Source organism: Leclercia sp. LSNIH3 (assembly GCF_002935105.1).
Lineage (GTDB): Bacteria > Pseudomonadota > Gammaproteobacteria > Enterobacterales > Enterobacteriaceae > Enterobacter > Enterobacter adecarboxylatus.
This window is the reverse complement of sequence record NZ_CP026391.1, coordinates 156,071-170,412: the sequence shown is the minus strand read 5'-3', so window position 1 is coordinate 170,412 and position 14,342 is coordinate 156,071. Positions and strand designations below refer to the sequence as shown.

Sequence of the window (14,342 nt, the reverse complement as noted above, 5' to 3'; positions counted from 1 at the left end):
TGTGGTGGTAACCGACCCTACCGGGTGGAGGGTCGGTCAGAAAATCATGCCTGGCCCTGTTGCTGCTTTTCGGCATGCTTACGCAGGTACTGCGTGAGATTGCCGTGGGCTTCACAGATGGCATTCATCTCATCATTGGTCAGCACTAAGGTGTACGTATCGTCGCTGAGGTTCTTAGCGGCACGTTGTTCTGCTTCTTCCGCAATACGCGAAAAAAGCGGGATTGCCGTGTCCGCAATCGTCGTCACGGTCTTTTTGTTGAGTACGCTGGAGACCGATACAGTTTTAGGCTCTGGCGTTTTGATCGGATCTTTCGCCTTCGGCTCCGGGGTGTTTTCCGGAGTTGGCTCCGGGTTGGTCCCAACATTCCCGTCCACCAGCTGCGGCGGGGTGGTCTCATCCGTAGTACCTTCGACGGATGTTTGTTCCGTCACGGTGGTTTCAGGGGTGTTTGCGTTCGTTTCCTGCACGACCGGCGCTTTCGGCTGCATGGCTGCATCAATGTTGCCAGCTTTGACGAATTTAAGGGTTTTGGCCGTCGCCTTGCCATAGACGTCGATGGCTTTGGTGATATTATTCACGGCCTTATCGCCGCTGTAGAGATATTCATCCAGCGCGACATACATGCTCACTTCCCCTGTCACCAGCATAACCTGGAGGGCTTCAGGCAGGTCCAGGACGCGAACCATCTGACGCAGGTGCTGTTCTGTTTTACCGCGACGCTTGGCCAGTTCTGCGAACGTTTTAGGTTCTTCAGCATCTTCGACCATCCGTTTGATGGAGAGCGCCTCAGCCACGACAGACAGAGCCAGATTAGAGTTACCGTCCAGCGTAAACTGTTCGGCACTGGCGCGGCTACCGCGAAACTCCTCGCAGCGAATTAACGAAATCAGTTCACGCCCTTCCTCTGCCAGCTCGATGTTTGCCATAGCGGCGGCGCGGATACGACATGCCCCCTGACGCAGAACAGGACGACCATTCAGAACCTGCACGACGATAGCTGGTACGCTTAAAGGCTCAGACTTATAGGACTCTTTAAGACTGTTCAGGTGGGCTACCACGTGGGGTAAGGAGTAGTAGCTTTCTCCCATGCCAGCGGTACGGGTGTTAAAACCTTCTTCCTCTTCGACCACTGCCGGGTTGATGACCAGACCATTGCTTTTGCGTGCGCCGTTACCGGAACGCTCCAGGTAAGTGCGCAGGCTGATATCGTTGTTAGCGGTTTTTACATCATTTTCGATAGTGGACATTGTGGCCTTCCTTTTAAATTTTCGTTTAGGGTGGTTGTTCGCTACAACACAACAATACCAGGTTCGATTCATTTCCTAATAACCTGAGGCGAAAAAAAAAGTAACTTTTTTTCCCGGGGTAATAGTACGTGATCCGTCCGTTTTAATTTTTCGCTAAGGAGGCCAAATTTAACTTTAGTGTGAAATCGGGTACCAAAAAGCCGGAATTTATCGAAAAAGTTACTTTTCCGTCTGCAAGAACCCACAATAATGCAGAACCGTCAGCATGAAAGGTGTTACATGCGCTGAAGGGAAGATGAGTAAGAGGGGAACTGCGGCGTCACAAGGCATCTAAAGTTACTTTTCCAAAATATGGAATGGCAATCTATCTATCGCTATAAAAGAATAACCGGGATCACTGTCGAACATCTCAACGCGGGGCAGGTAGAATGAGGGAATTAAAATCGGGCCAGGCTAAATCTGCCCGGCCATCGGGAAAGGATACGGCGGCATGGGTCTTACACGAGATAATGCGAATGTATGGTCTTTTCCGGTTGCGACTGTTGGGTTTCTTTCTCACCTGTGGCTAACCGTCGGTATTCGGCGTCACAAAACATCCGTAAGTTGGTAAAGACTTTCTCCATAAACTCAGCGTGAGCAAACGACTCACCCGGGGATTGTGTACGTTCTTTCATACATTCCTTTTTAATCATGTCGACACCTTCGGCACAGGTTGCAGCGGGTACGTCAGCGGGTCACCGGCTGGCGCTGATAATTCGTGAATCCGGAATAGTATTCTACCCTGTTCGCATGCCACATCTGGTCGATAAGCGGGGAATTTCAATCCTATATTGAACCCAGCGACCACCGCAGGGAGAAGGGGCACATTCTCCCCCGCTCTTCTTCCGTCTGCGGGAGGTCACACTCGGCGCGGTGTCCCCGGGCAGAATCATGCTGTGACGGCTGGCGTCCATATCAAGATGTCAGCTCCTGGATTAAACCGCCTCCATCTTCTGTAAATGCAGGGGCTAATGACTGTGTGCAACTGAATTTACCGCAGCATCCGTCCTGTATAAAAAATCCTCAAAACGTTGTTTTCTATTGTATTGACAATAGAAGTTCAGAAGATCATAGTAATCCCATGGCGCGGCATCCGCACCAACGCCCCGGCGTTTCCGGGCATAAGGTAAGCATCATGACCCACGATATCGACACCCTCATTCGTCTGTCCCAGCATAAGTCCCACATCGTCGCTGTACGCCGCCTGCAACTGGCCTTTGAGCTAGAGCTGCGCGACGCAAAAATCAACTCACGTGACGTCGCTGATGCGCTGGCTACCTTGAATGCGGCTATCAGTCTGGAAGAAGAGCTGAACGGCTCTGCGTATGACGATCTGCATTTTGACCTGACCGATGGCGCGAAAGTCGACGCAGCCGAACTGGCAGCGTACCGGGCACAGAAACCGGTGGCTTCCTGCATCGTGGCCGATGGCAGCATTGTGCCAGACGGTTTCGGTGATTACTGCGAGCCGCTGGCAGATGGGGCGCATGACTTGTTTGTCCGTCCGGTCTCGGCATAAGGAGCGATCCATGAGCAAAGAGACTCTGTCACTGGCAACCCGTTACGCAGGCAACTCCTCTGTGATTTCGGAAATGCAGACAGCGCTGGACGTAATGCCGCTGGTGACGGAAGCCGTTCAGAGCGTGTGCGAACGGGTTGAATGTGAGCCCACTGAATTTCTGGACGCGATGGCGCTTGTAAAACGTTTCCTGCTGGCAAAACAAGATGAACTCCGTGCGGAAAGCGTTTCAATCCGCAAGCAGCTGGGTGAGATGGGGGAATAATGATGATTAAGGCTACTATCAGCAACGATGCGCTTCGCACCCGTATTCAGGCGCTGCGTAAAACCAGTGCAAACACCCTTGTCAGCACGACGAAATTCGACGCTGATGCGCTGGAGGAGCTCCTGCGCCTGCGTACCGCAGTGAAGCTGAGACGAGTACGCGTGGTCCAGAGTGGCACCTGCGACTGCGAGGAGCCCTGTGAATGCATGCCCGGGCTGTATGTAACCGTCGACTCCGGCGTGGGTCACGGCCAGGCGGTCTGGACTTACCGGGACGACGGAAAATCCGGTCTGGCGTACTGGTGCGAATTTATGGGACTCGCTCCATTCTGGGCCGAAGACCAGATGCATGCCGCCGAACTGCTTCGCGAGAAGCTGGCCTGGCTGGGTGAACATGTCGAGGTGGTCCCGTGGTAATGAAGCTGTATTGCCCCGAGTGCCTGGCGTACCTTGAAGGGGGGGATGGAACGCTACAGGACTGTCACTGCGGCTGGAAACAGCCGGTCAGCTCTTCCACTGAAGAGGGCGATGATCATGACGCTGACTAACGCCCAAATTTATACTCTGCGTCGGCTGAATACCGGAACCCGCTACCTGATGCAGGGCAACGGAAAGAAAGGGATGGAGCAGCGTCCAGATTGCCTCAGTACGCTGGGATATTTTCCGGTTAATGCCCCCAGTCTGCCACCCCTCTTCCGGCTGGGCCTGATTGAGTTCACTCTGAAAAGTGGGTTAGAACAGAGCTGTTTCTATCGCGTACGGCTGACCGGGCGTGGGCAGGAGTTAGCCACAACGGCGGTGATCTCGGTGGGCTGACTCAGCCCGCTGCTGCACTGCTCATTACAACTTTAACAGTCTGATTTAAAAAATAAATACAGCTATCAGGTGGAAAAAGCACCCGTTGTTTTGTATTGACAAAACAACTCTGATTCTGTATATTTAATCACACAGCGGCACTCTGGCCGCACGCCCCGGCGTTTCCGGGCATACAGGATAACCCCATGAAACCGATGCTTAAATCCGCTTTCTTCTCAGCTGTTAAATCACTCCTCACCAACGGCTTCAGACCAACCTTCTACACCGTTAACTGTGGCCGAATCGGCATTATCGCCTTTACCGATAAAAACGGTTCTAAGCAGGTTGAACAGGTCTATTCCTGTACCTCGCTTGCCGTGAAGACCATTGCTCCCCGTTTCGAAAAGTGGTTTGCTGCTGCCGTGGCGGAATTTCATGCGGCCGCAGCTGAGACTCTGGAGTCGGGCCAGCGGGTCCTGGACAAGGGTACTGTTCGTACCGTGACGGGATTTCGAAGTGCATTCATCCGCAGCGCTAACGGCACACCCCGTGCCCAGGCACGGACTGGCATAGTCATGCTTGATCATCGGCACGAAGTTATGGCCGGTGATCTTGTTCGAATGGCTGACAATCCATCAGACACCGTCGTCCATAATACAGACCAACAGCCTGACCAGACAATTCATTCTAACGTGCAGAACGTTTCCGTAAACCTCGCCACAGGACTGGCCCCTGACCCGACGGTTTCAACAGCGACATGACACGGCTGCACTCTCCCCCTGGGAGCCGCACTACGCGGCTCTGTTTGACCGAGAACACTATGACCGATAACAATGAAAAGCACGTTAACGCGATCCATATGAAGGGCAACGATAACGCGAAAAAAGATGAGGCCGACAAAGCAACGGCACTGGTCCAGATGCGTATGACCCCGGAGAAAAAATCACGCTATGTCCGTGAGGCGAAGCGTAATGGCCTGACTATCTCGGCATGGATTCAGCGTCATATGGATCAGGTATGTGATGAGTCAGACGTAAACTATCTAAAGAAAAAGGCTGGCGAGCAATAGGCGACAGTCCACCAGCAGCAGCGAAAAGTTACTTTCCCGGTTGCCTGAAAAGGACCGCATACTGCAAACACAAGGTGTGAACATCACACCCCCGCCCCGGCGGCTCCGGGCAAAGGAGTATCCAATGAAACTTTCCCGCCAGACCACGAACGACACTGCTGTAATCGAAGGTACCCGCAGCCACTTCTGGGGTCGCTCGCTCTACTTCATCATTGAGAATGCGCCCAGGGCACACCTCGTCGCTATTGATGAATTGCTGGATGCAGCGGGTTGGGAAAGCGATCACTGTCCAAACTACGAAGATGACGATGCGTTTGGGCATGCCGGTTACAGCTGCGGGTACATGATTGAGATCGATGACGTGGCACGCTTCAGGGCTGACTATAAGCGCCTCAAAAAGCAGATTGCCGCCCATATCGCCGCCCAGCGTAAAGCCGCAGCCAAACAGACGGCATGAATTTTAATGCAAGCGTTGAGCCTGCATCTAAAAGGAACTGTGCAATGACCGAACAACTATCGGATGAAAAACTGCACCAGCTGGAAGGTGCTGCCGCAAATTACCGTACGACATACCAGGCGCACCTCGCTAATCCACTGGATGGCTCCGCAGTACAGGACTGGGATGAAGCGACCCGTCAACTAATGGCGGTCATCAATTACGATGAAGCCAATATTATCGCGCACCTACTGGCTCGCCGGGATGCAGATCTTGCCAGGCATGAAAGCGACATGACCCGGGCTATCGCAGCTTGGCAGACGGCATCCGTGAAGCTGTCCGAGCAGGCCAGCCAGCAACCAGAATTCCACCTCCGCCGTGTTGGTGGGGACGAGGAGCTCTATGCCCCTTGTGGAAAAGATTATCCACGGGGAAGAGCGTACTACGTTAAGCCGGTAGTGAGCCTGGTTACCGTAAATTCTCCGCCCTGCGACCAATGCTTTGATTCTGCCGACGCCGCAACGGCCTACCGGGATGAGCAGTGGAGACATGTGCTGAGTGAAGCTGGTGTGCTGGTTACGCCGGGGGAGACAGCCCCGGTTCAGCCCACTGAAGACAAGCCGCTTTCCAAATAGTGCGATTGAAAATGAAAACGAAGATGAAACAGCCCAAATCTGCACTTCAGAATGCGATGAAGGGCGAAGAGCCTGCGAGCGTACAAATTCAGATGCGTGCCACTGTAACAAGAAAAGAACGCTATAAGGCGCAGGCAATTCAGGAGGATCTGAATTTAACCGAATGGATGGCGAATCATCTGGACGCCGTCTGTGACGCCGCCGAAGGAAAGGCATCCGTCAGCATCTTTTCCCCGGTTGTACCGGAGAAGATCCCAGACAGCGTCTACCAGGTCATCTATCAGGAATGCGGCGGGTTCGTGGACTGCGATGCGAATGCCCAGACGATCTGGAATGCCTGCCGCCAGGCCATTCTGAAAAACGTGAAAGACTGAATACCCGGCGTCATTTTACCGGATGCAGCAAGGACAAACATGACCATAATTGAACGCCGTGCAGAGATGCGCCAGACGGCCATTAAAGCTCTGCTGGATGCTGAAGAAGCACTGACCGCACTGGCTATGTCCTATGAGCTACAGCCCAATGAGAAGACCAGTGCATGTCATCCACAAACCAGTACTCTCTCCACGACCAGCCAGGTTCGGAAAATGCGGCGGGTCCTCGAAAAATTGAGGCGTTGAGAATTAAACAGGACGCAGGAGGAGGTACCCAGTGCGAGCCGCAGCCGTTCTGGGGAGAATTTTAATCCGACGGTATTCCACTGAGACTGTTGAATGCCTTGGGTAATTGAGTGGCGGTCTGCCACCGAACGGAAGGAAAAAAGGGTTTCCCCGACCGGAGAAACCCTTTTCTAAAGGTGCTATTGGCTTGCTGGCCACATCTGAATCGAGGGGGGTTACCCCCCTCTTTCAGCTACTTACCGGATTCGTAGTCCATCACAGCCGACACTTCCCGCGTACCGTCTTTCAGCCGCAGTTCGCAGAGCGAATTGCGCGTAAGCCAGGTGAATATCAACAGCGTAAGACATACTATCAATACGCACAAAACAACGGGTTGGTTCGGCAGTTTCATGGCTTCTTCTCCTGTCAACGCAAAGCAGAAGTGTCACCATCGGTGCGAAACAGAGATGTCATGCTTTGGTTCAGAGAATGCGTTTGACCGCCTCGCTATATACTTCCGAGCGTTCTCTTTTCCCAACAGAAATCACGAAAACGACAACTTTCTCGTCTATAACCTGGTATACAAGGCGATAGCCTGAAGACCGGAGCTTAATCTTGTAACAATCAGGCATACCACGGAGCTTGTTTGCTTCAATCCGGGGTGACTCAAGTACTTCAACCAGCTTCTTTTTCAACTGTTCACGTACCGTCGAGCCCAGCTTTCGCCATTCCTTTAGTGCCCGCTCGTCAAAATCCAGAAAATACGCCATCAGAGTTCATCCAGCGTCACACGTACTGGCTTAGGATTACGAAGTCGTTCTTTCACTATCTCCACAAGTTCAGCATCTTCATCACTCAGGAGTGTCTGTTTGAACGGCAAGCGTTCATTGTCAGCGATATACTCGAGCATGAGACGAAGCGCTTCAGAAGGAGTTACGCCCATTTTTTCAAGCGCGGCGTAAGAACGCGCTTTAAGTTCATCGTCAATACGTAGGTTAATGCTACCCATGTCTTACACCCCTTGTAATTACAAATGTCATTACAAGTATCGCACTACAACATGCTTAGGGCAAGTCACGAAGTAAGTCAGAAAGTAGTCGTAAGAACGGTGATCACTGTCCGCTTTGTGCCAGAAGCGGACTTTTTAAAAATATTGCGTGCCCAACAATTGGGCGCAGGTCACATCAAGTACCCTCAGAATTATAGAGAATACCTGAAATTTTTGTAGAGCGAGGTTTGTTACCCTGCCCGACCAGCGACATGTGGTTAGTTTAGTGATCAGAAATGTCGAGCGTTTGGTCGTTCATTGACGCGGGATCTTCCAACGGTTCCACATGAGTGGTGATATGGATAAAAGGCAGTGCGGTGCGGATATCATTCTCTATACGCTCGGCCCAGTCGTGCCCATATTGAACAGTCCATCGCCCAGGAACTAGGATGTGCATTGTCATAAACGCCCGCCCGCCAGCCTGGCGTGTACGTAGTGCATGGAAATCAAGCCCCTGTTCACGATATCCTGCCAGCAGTGACTCGATTTTTTTGAGTTCTTCCGTGGGTAGCGATACGTCCATCAGACCTGCAGCTGAACGACTCATAAGCTGATAACCAGTCCAAACGATGTTGGCTGCGACCAGCAATGCAACGATCGGATCGACCCAAAACCAGCCGGTCAGATAAACCAGTCCGACACCAAAAATGACACCGACCGACGTCCAGACATCGGTCAGCAGGTGATGAGCATCTGCCTCAAGAGTGATAGAGTTGTGCTGCCTGCCAGCCCTTAACAAAATGCGAGCCGTCACAAAATTAAGGATTGATGCGACTGTTGAAACCAGTAATCCGAGACCAATCTCCTCAAGCGGCTGTGGAGTTAACATCCGCTCAACTGCGGTATAGGCGATACTGGCTGCCGCCAATAGGATCAGAAATCCTTCGAAAGCACTCGAGAAATATTCGGCTTTGCCGTGCCCATATGCATGGTTCTCATCGGCCGGAAGCGCAGCCAAGGTCAGCATCCAGAGCGCCATTAGGGCTCCTGCGAGGTTAACTACGGATTCGATGGCATCAGATAGCAGACCGACCGAACCGGTCATTTTCCACGCCACACCTTTGAGTCCGATAGTGGCAATAGCCGTGGCAATGGAAAGCCAAGCGTAGTGCGTCAGCGGACGAGGTAACCCTTTTGTTTTAGTCATTATTAACTTCCTAAAATAGGACGACTAACTCACATTTCTATCCATGATAGATAATTAAACAATCATTTCGCCATGAATATTTTTTCGTTTTTATTAAATTTAATTAAAAAGTCTCTGCAAGTGCTGTTTCATCTTCTAGTAAACTAAATTTTATTTTTAGGGTTTTCTTCAACTTGAAGTAATATTATCTCACAACAGATTAGTCACTTAGGTTAACTGAGCGGCTTTTATATTTTTCAATTAAAATATGCAAAACTCCCATTGCACCATGTGCATAAAAATAGACCTCAATGAAAGTAGTAAAGAACTTATGCCAGTGGATTACTGTTTCAGCCAGATTTGACTGCATGGTATTCAACAAGAACCATAGGCCACCTGAAAGTGCTACAATTAGCAATGCTAGAACTCCAAATCCTTGGATTGTACTGGCAATACCTCCCGAATGTGCATCGGGCAGTCGGAAACTAGTCAACGTTTTTATATCTTGCTTAATACCACTAAAGTCAAGCCCTACCCATGAAAAATAATAAGTAAAACCTCTTTGAGTAAGCATCCAACTTAACATAATAAAACCACAAATAATCAGTCCTAACCCTGAAATAATGTGCATCCAGGTTATAACTCCTTCAAGACTATGTTCACCAATTGCTTCGGTCTCTGTCAGATTAGAGTTAATAATTTGTGATAATATTAGAAATGCCACAATGATGTGAAGAATACGAAAAAAAGGAGCGTAATCATGGGGTAATAGATTCCAGAGTCGCAATTTCATTAATGAGTCCTTAGTAAATTTATCGATGATCTTAATCATACAAAAGAATTATTAGGATAACCTTAATTCTTAAAATTGCAGCAGGCATTAGTTCACCTCTGATATGGCCACTTGCGAAATGGGAATGGTAACTGTTATTACTATGTATTTACTTGCTGTTCTTGTTACGCAGCCCCTTAAACACATTACTTTCAAATATGATTTCCTGCTGGGTTTAAATATGTGTCTTTCTATAGTGCGGCAACCTATTTTTACACCAACTCATGAATTAAATAAGAATCATAAATTAAATGAGAGGTTTAATTCTCTTGCTTAACGCGATGATATTAAATGGAAATTTTAATTTTTGTAATTTATTAAACAGTTAGAATGAGACATGGTAAATACGATCTTCCTTTAGATAATTCTGATAGCACTTTTTCTACTGGGCAGTCTGCAATGTCCGCTTCTCGCTGTGAGTTCAATGGGTCGATGCAACGCTATCCTTAATCAAGGGGGACGTTGTCATGAAACGAAGAACTCGGATTAACTACACGCCAGAGCAGAAGGCAATTATCTGGGACAGATATAAGCAAGGTGATTCTCTACATGATATCGCCAGAATGTTCGACAGATATCATTCTTCCATTATGCCCACTATCCACCAGACAGGCGGCTACCGTCCTCCCGTGCGAAAACGGCACCGATTAGCGCTTTCGCTTGATGAAAGAGAGGAGATATCCAGAGGGCTGGTAGCAAAACTCAGCATCAGGGACATCGCCGCCAAATTATCAAGAGCGCCCTCAACGATTAGCCGCGAGGTCAGGAGGCACAGTGGTGCAAAACAATACCGAGCAGCAAAAGCCGATGCTACTGCGTGGGAAAATGCGCTGAGACCAAAACCGTGCAAGCTAATTGAAAGCCCCGCATTGTGTAAAATCATTGCAGAGAAGATGCATCAGGACTGGTCGCCGGAACAGATCGCCGGTTGGCTGAAACGTTGTTATCCGGATAATCAGGAAATGCATGTGTCACACGAAACGATTTATAAAACGCTTTTTATACAAACCCGGGGAGCATTAAAAAAAGAGCTGCAGCAATGCCTCAGAAGCGGAAGAGCAGTGCGTAGATCCAGAACGTCATCGCTTAAAGGGAAAGGATTAGGGTCAATCCCGAACACGATACCTATCAGCGAAAGGCCACCAGAGGCGGCTGACAGAGCCATTCCAGGTCACTGGGAAGGTGACTTGATTCAGGGCTCGAAAAACTCCTATATAATCACCCTCGTAGAACGTCATTCCCGTTTTGTTATGCTGGCGAAGATCAGAGACAACAAGACCATAACGGTTATATCTGCACTCATCAGACAAGCCCGGGAATTACCTGCTGAACTTTATAAAACATTAACCTGGGACCGGGGCGCTGAAATGACCAGCCACACCCGGTTTACTGTAGCCACAGATATTCAGGTTTACTTCTGCGATCCTCAATCCCCCTGGCAACGTGGCTCAAATGAAAATACGAACAGATTGCTCAGACAATATTTTCCAAAAGGAACTGACTTATCGGTTCACAGCCAGCAAAGACTTAACAGTGTTGCCAGACAGCTCAACGAAAGGCCGAGAAAAACGCTAGACTATGAATCACCCGCAGAACGGTTCAATAAGTGTGTTGCGTCCATCAGTTGAACTCACAGCTCTTAGCGGACATTAGCATAGGCTATTTACCATAACGCCGCATTACGCGTACCGCTCAGACGGCCTGAGCGCGTTTCTGACGTGTCCCCGTTAAAAACAGTAACAAACCACCCGAAAATGCACGCCAGAAACGCTACGTAAGAATCTATCCTATGACTGGATATGCACTCAACTGAATAACGCCTGGTTTCAGTCCATTTTATCGGGATCAGCCTTCTTTCTGGGTAATTTAGGGGGCTTCACTTGCTGATTACTTTGCGTGCGGCGCGTGAGCCAAGGATGGTCAGCTTTAGGTTTTACGTAGAATTTTGAGCGTAAATCAAAACGGGCATTATCCACACGTTCATGGACACTTTTTTCATCATCCAGTGGTATAGGCTCCGGGCCATCAACATATTTTTCCCATCCCAACGCTTTCCCATCATACAGAACCTTAATTTCACCGTTAAAGCTTTCGCATACCGTGACAACCGAATGCCGAAGTCGATATCCCCGGCCTTCACTGCGAATCTGAAACGCACTGCTTTTGTACTGGAAAGTGAGATTTTTGGAGAGAACGCGCTTCGCCTGGAGGCTGAAGATATAACCCAGTTCCTCTTCAGAATGGTGTACATCAAGATGGGCGTTATCAGCAATACGAGGCGGCGTAGCAAACCGGTTGTTATAGGCTTCAATAAAGGTCGGCAACCATGCGTTTGCTGTTTCAATATCACTGATACCCTGAAGCCGCATTTCTTTGACCAGCCTGTCCTGCAGTGTCTGATTGGCACGCTCTACCCGCCCTTTTGCCTGCGGGCTGTTGGCATGGATTGGCTCGATGCCCAGTGTCTTTATCGCACGTGTGAACTGAGTCAACTCTCCTTCCCGCTCCGGGTTATTTACTCTGAATATACTGTGTCTGTCAGAATAGAGAGCCAGTGGTACGCCATGATCATTAAGGTAACCCCGGAGGGTTTCCATGTAAGCCCGGGTTGTTTCTGCAGGAGCGAATCGTAGCGCCATCAGAGCGCTGGTAGCATCATCGATAAAGACTATCAGTGTGCATTTGGGGCCCCGACCTTCAAACCAGTCATGAGGCGAGCCATCAATCTGGATGAGTTCACCGTAGGATGGGCGCCGCATCCGGCGCTGATAAATTCGGGCAAACTTACGACGACGTTCGCGCCATATGCCCTCCTCTACCATCCACTTCCTGAGAGTTTCAATGGATAAACACAAGCCGTGTATCTCGCGCAATTTTTCGCACGCAAGCGTAGGTCCAAAATCAGCGTAGCGGCCTTTGAGGAGTGAAATTACTGTTGCTCTGAATTCGGTAGAAAAGGAATTATTGGGACGCTTTCCACGTCGGCGGGAAACTAGACCAGAAGGCCCTTCATTTCTATACCGTTGCACCAGACGTTTAACCTGCCGAATAGAAATGCCAATGCGTGCCGCAGCTTGTTCCTGAGTAATATGGCGATTAAGTGACTCCTGAATAATGTGAAGTCGGTCGAGTTCCTTATGACTCATCGTAACAGTCTCTTTGATCATGAAAAATCCCCCAGAGAATTGTCTGGGGACATTTTAGAATGGTTCAAAGGGGACATTACAGCTTGGTGTTAACACATGGCTTCTTCTCCTTGCATTTTTGCAGGTAAGAGGCTAACCTTTAATGTGACTAGCATCAGGGGCCTCGGGTTAATTTGAAAAAATTACTCGGGGCTTTCTGCTTTTTACCACAGTCAAACAGTGATTCTGCTGGCTGGGGCAAAAGCCTCCAGCACCGAAGCCATTATACCACCCAGCCCCCTTCAAACGAACAGGTCGACCGCCTAAATATTTAATAAGTAAGTATTTCAGGTTTTGCTGCCTCGCAGGCCGTAACAGCGGACGGCTGACGTAATCGCTGACGAAACAGACGGATGCAAATCTCTACACTCAACGCCGCCAGCCCGTCCGGTCCCCCGCTTCTTTCCGGCTGTAATCAGTCAGTCTTCGAACCCGCGATCAGTGACAAACGGTGAGCACGAACACAACTGTGCATTAGGCTATCCGGGTAATGGGCGATTTTCTCCAGTTTCTCATCGAGGCGGGTATACGTCAGTCGCCTGATTTTCGTTAGTTCCTCGTGAAGCCAGCGTTTGATAAAGGGATTGCTGGAAAGCAGCACCAAATCGGAGTCCTCCACTTCATCAAAAAGCCAGACGGGTTTTGCCGGAGTAAGACGATAGAGCCAGGGACGCGAATAGTCCCCCGTCGCAATCAGGAACCAGACAACAATGCCAAGTGCGAGCTCCATGACCAGCATCAGGGTAAACTGAATATCCCGGACGTCAGGCTCTCCGGTAAAGCTCATCAGTCGGTCGCCAGTTGCCACACGCTGGATAATACATACCAGCATCAGCAGAGCAAGCAAAAGCCCCATGAGCAGCCCGCCATTCACCTCAAAAGTAGCTTTCTGGACGCGATCAGGCGGTACCTGTCTACGGTAGCGGCCGACCACTTCGCCGATCAGTTCCCTGATGGCCATGCGTTCTTCATCGACCGTTGTTGCGGTATATCCGGACGGGTCCGATTCAGTTTGGTTCATGTACCCTCTCCTCACTCTGAAAATTAATGGTCACAGACACGCTGATCATACCCGGTGAACGGGAGCTAGTTTGCGGGTTAAGGGCTCGAAAAAAACGGGAATAAAGAGGGAAATGACAGCAGGAAGGTGGGATGCAATGAGCTGTTTTGTTTCCCTACAGTTAAGTGGGGGGGAAAACTGCCATCACCGGAATACGCTGAGAACGGAACGGGCCAAACCGATAAGATGGACGGGCGCTATTTTGATTCCAATATTCGGGATTTTTCTTCCCGCGTCGCCAAACGGACACTTCCGGAACGGTCGCGGATGAGTAGCGGCTTATCTTTTTTCCAGCTACTTATCGCCGTTTCCCCGAACCGACGCGGCGCATTGCGGTTCCAGCTGGCGATAACGTGGTTATCGTAAACCTCCTGAATAACGACAGAATGAAGAGTTACTGTCTTAATGGTGGTATTGCCCATTTTGGTTCGGAAGAGTGACCAAACGGTCATCCCCGCCTCCAACTGACTGAGTTTCATCTTTGC

At 49.9% G+C, this 14,342-nt stretch carries 20 protein-coding genes and 1 pseudogene; 12 read left to right on the top strand and 9 right to left on the bottom strand.

All coding sequences use genetic code 11. The annotated features are described in order from the left end of the window. Positions 1-44 precede the first annotated feature (44 nt). Positions 45-1,250, bottom strand: coding sequence for a DNA-binding protein (locus tag C3F35_RS25660; RefSeq protein ID WP_032610476.1), 1,206 nt, complete (start codon positions 1,248-1,250; stop codon positions 45-47). A 1,174-nt stretch (positions 1,251-2,424) separates the two neighbouring features. On the opposite strand from C3F35_RS25660, the gene C3F35_RS25650 reads away from it, so the two are divergent. The 10 genes from C3F35_RS25650 to C3F35_RS25605 all read left to right on the top strand — a co-directional run bounded on the left by C3F35_RS25650 (position 2,425) and on the right by C3F35_RS25605 (position 6,627). Continuing rightward, entirely contained in the window at positions 2,425-2,808 is a 384-nt protein-coding gene (locus tag C3F35_RS25650; protein WP_050596975.1) for a hypothetical protein, read from the top strand. A 10-nt stretch (positions 2,809-2,818) separates the two neighbouring features. After that, complete coding sequence (locus tag C3F35_RS25645; RefSeq protein ID WP_032610479.1) at positions 2,819-3,073, top strand: hypothetical protein; 255 nt, start codon at positions 2,819-2,821, stop codon at positions 3,071-3,073. Beyond that, positions 3,073-3,489, top strand: coding sequence for a hypothetical protein (locus C3F35_RS25640; RefSeq protein WP_040113313.1), 417 nt, complete (start codon positions 3,073-3,075; stop codon positions 3,487-3,489). Before C3F35_RS25645 ends, C3F35_RS25640 begins: the two co-directional genes overlap by 1 nt. Positions 3,490-3,606: 117 nt before the next feature. Continuing rightward, entirely contained in the window at positions 3,607-3,888 is a 282-nt protein-coding gene (locus C3F35_RS25635) for a hypothetical protein (RefSeq protein ID WP_032610524.1), read from the top strand. A gap of 185 nt (positions 3,889-4,073) precedes the next feature. Further along, the gene (locus C3F35_RS25630; protein ID WP_052134036.1) at positions 4,074-4,628 is read left to right on the top strand and encodes a hypothetical protein; all 555 of its coding nucleotides are present in this window, start codon (positions 4,074-4,076) and stop codon (positions 4,626-4,628) included. 59 nt (positions 4,629-4,687) lie between these two features. Next, a complete protein-coding gene (locus tag C3F35_RS25625) occupies positions 4,688-4,936 on the top strand; it encodes a hypothetical protein (RefSeq protein WP_050596976.1) in 249 nt (82 codons plus the stop codon). A gap of 124 nt (positions 4,937-5,060) precedes the next feature. Continuing rightward, positions 5,061-5,393, top strand: a complete 333-nt coding sequence (locus C3F35_RS25620; protein ID WP_032610481.1) for a DUF5417 domain-containing protein — start codon at positions 5,061-5,063, stop codon at positions 5,391-5,393. A 44-nt stretch (positions 5,394-5,437) separates the two neighbouring features. After that, complete coding sequence (locus C3F35_RS25615) at positions 5,438-6,007, top strand: hypothetical protein (RefSeq protein WP_040113312.1); 570 nt, start codon at positions 5,438-5,440, stop codon at positions 6,005-6,007. Positions 6,008-6,030: 23 nt separating this feature from the next. Further along, positions 6,031-6,381: a hypothetical protein gene (locus C3F35_RS25610; protein WP_032610485.1), complete on the top strand. Its 351-nt coding sequence runs from the start codon at positions 6,031-6,033 to the stop codon at positions 6,379-6,381. A 39-nt stretch (positions 6,382-6,420) separates the two neighbouring features. After that, complete coding sequence (locus tag C3F35_RS25605) at positions 6,421-6,627, top strand: hypothetical protein (RefSeq protein WP_044713525.1); 207 nt, start codon at positions 6,421-6,423, stop codon at positions 6,625-6,627. Between the two features lie 232 nt (positions 6,628-6,859). Here C3F35_RS25605 and C3F35_RS25595 read toward each other — a convergent pair whose 3' ends face one another. The 3 genes from C3F35_RS25595 to relB all read right to left on the bottom strand — a co-directional run bounded on the left by C3F35_RS25595 (position 6,860) and on the right by relB (position 7,615). Next, positions 6,860-7,018, bottom strand: coding sequence for a type I toxin-antitoxin system Hok family toxin (locus C3F35_RS25595; RefSeq protein WP_001447600.1), 159 nt, complete (start codon positions 7,016-7,018; stop codon positions 6,860-6,862). A 70-nt stretch (positions 7,019-7,088) separates the two neighbouring features. Continuing rightward, on the bottom strand, positions 7,089-7,376 hold the full coding sequence (relE, locus tag C3F35_RS25590; protein WP_000323025.1) for a type II toxin-antitoxin system mRNA interferase RelE: 288 nt from the start codon (positions 7,374-7,376) through the stop codon (positions 7,089-7,091). Next, complete coding sequence (relB, locus tag C3F35_RS25585) at positions 7,376-7,615, bottom strand: type II toxin-antitoxin system antitoxin RelB (protein ID WP_000534858.1); 240 nt, start codon at positions 7,613-7,615, stop codon at positions 7,376-7,378. Before relB ends, relE begins: the two co-directional genes overlap by 1 nt. A 24-nt stretch (positions 7,616-7,639) precedes the next feature. Here relB and C3F35_RS27205 point away from each other — a divergent pair. Further along, positions 7,640-7,756 (top strand): annotated as a pseudogene (locus C3F35_RS27205) (hypothetical protein); the annotation flags it as partial. Positions 7,757-7,877: 121 nt separating this feature from the next. Here the strand turns inward: C3F35_RS27205 and C3F35_RS25575 are convergent. Together C3F35_RS25575 and C3F35_RS25570 are read right to left on the bottom strand one after the other, a co-directional pair. Then, the gene (locus C3F35_RS25575; protein WP_000167917.1) at positions 7,878-8,801 is read right to left on the bottom strand and encodes a cation diffusion facilitator family transporter; all 924 of its coding nucleotides are present in this window, start codon (positions 8,799-8,801) and stop codon (positions 7,878-7,880) included. 199 nt (positions 8,802-9,000) lie between these two features. Further along, positions 9,001-9,573, bottom strand: a complete 573-nt coding sequence (locus C3F35_RS25570) for a cytochrome b/b6 domain-containing protein (RefSeq protein WP_001515348.1) — start codon at positions 9,571-9,573, stop codon at positions 9,001-9,003. A gap of 506 nt (positions 9,574-10,079) precedes the next feature. Between C3F35_RS25570 and C3F35_RS25560 the strand changes: the two genes are divergently transcribed. Continuing rightward, complete coding sequence (locus C3F35_RS25560; protein ID WP_000830285.1) at positions 10,080-11,240, top strand: IS30-like element ISCfr4 family transposase; 1,161 nt, start codon at positions 10,080-10,082, stop codon at positions 11,238-11,240. Positions 11,241-11,438: 198 nt separating this feature from the next. On the opposite strand, the gene C3F35_RS25555 is transcribed toward C3F35_RS25560, so the two are convergent. The 3 genes from C3F35_RS25555 to C3F35_RS25545 form a co-directional block, all read right to left on the bottom strand. Beyond that, positions 11,439-12,779 (bottom strand): ISNCY family transposase, encoded by a 1,341-nt coding sequence (locus C3F35_RS25555; protein WP_000589001.1) that lies wholly within the window; start codon positions 12,777-12,779, stop codon positions 11,439-11,441. 433 nt (positions 12,780-13,212) lie between these two features. After that, positions 13,213-13,818 carry a hypothetical protein gene (locus tag C3F35_RS25550; RefSeq protein ID WP_015063019.1) on the bottom strand — a complete coding sequence of 202 codons (606 nt, stop codon included), beginning with the start codon at positions 13,816-13,818 and terminating at the stop codon, positions 13,213-13,215. Positions 13,819-14,054: 236 nt separating this feature from the next. Then, complete coding sequence (locus C3F35_RS25545) at positions 14,055-14,336, bottom strand: hypothetical protein (protein WP_040113311.1); 282 nt, start codon at positions 14,334-14,336, stop codon at positions 14,055-14,057. Between the last annotated feature and the right edge of the window lie 6 nt (positions 14,337-14,342).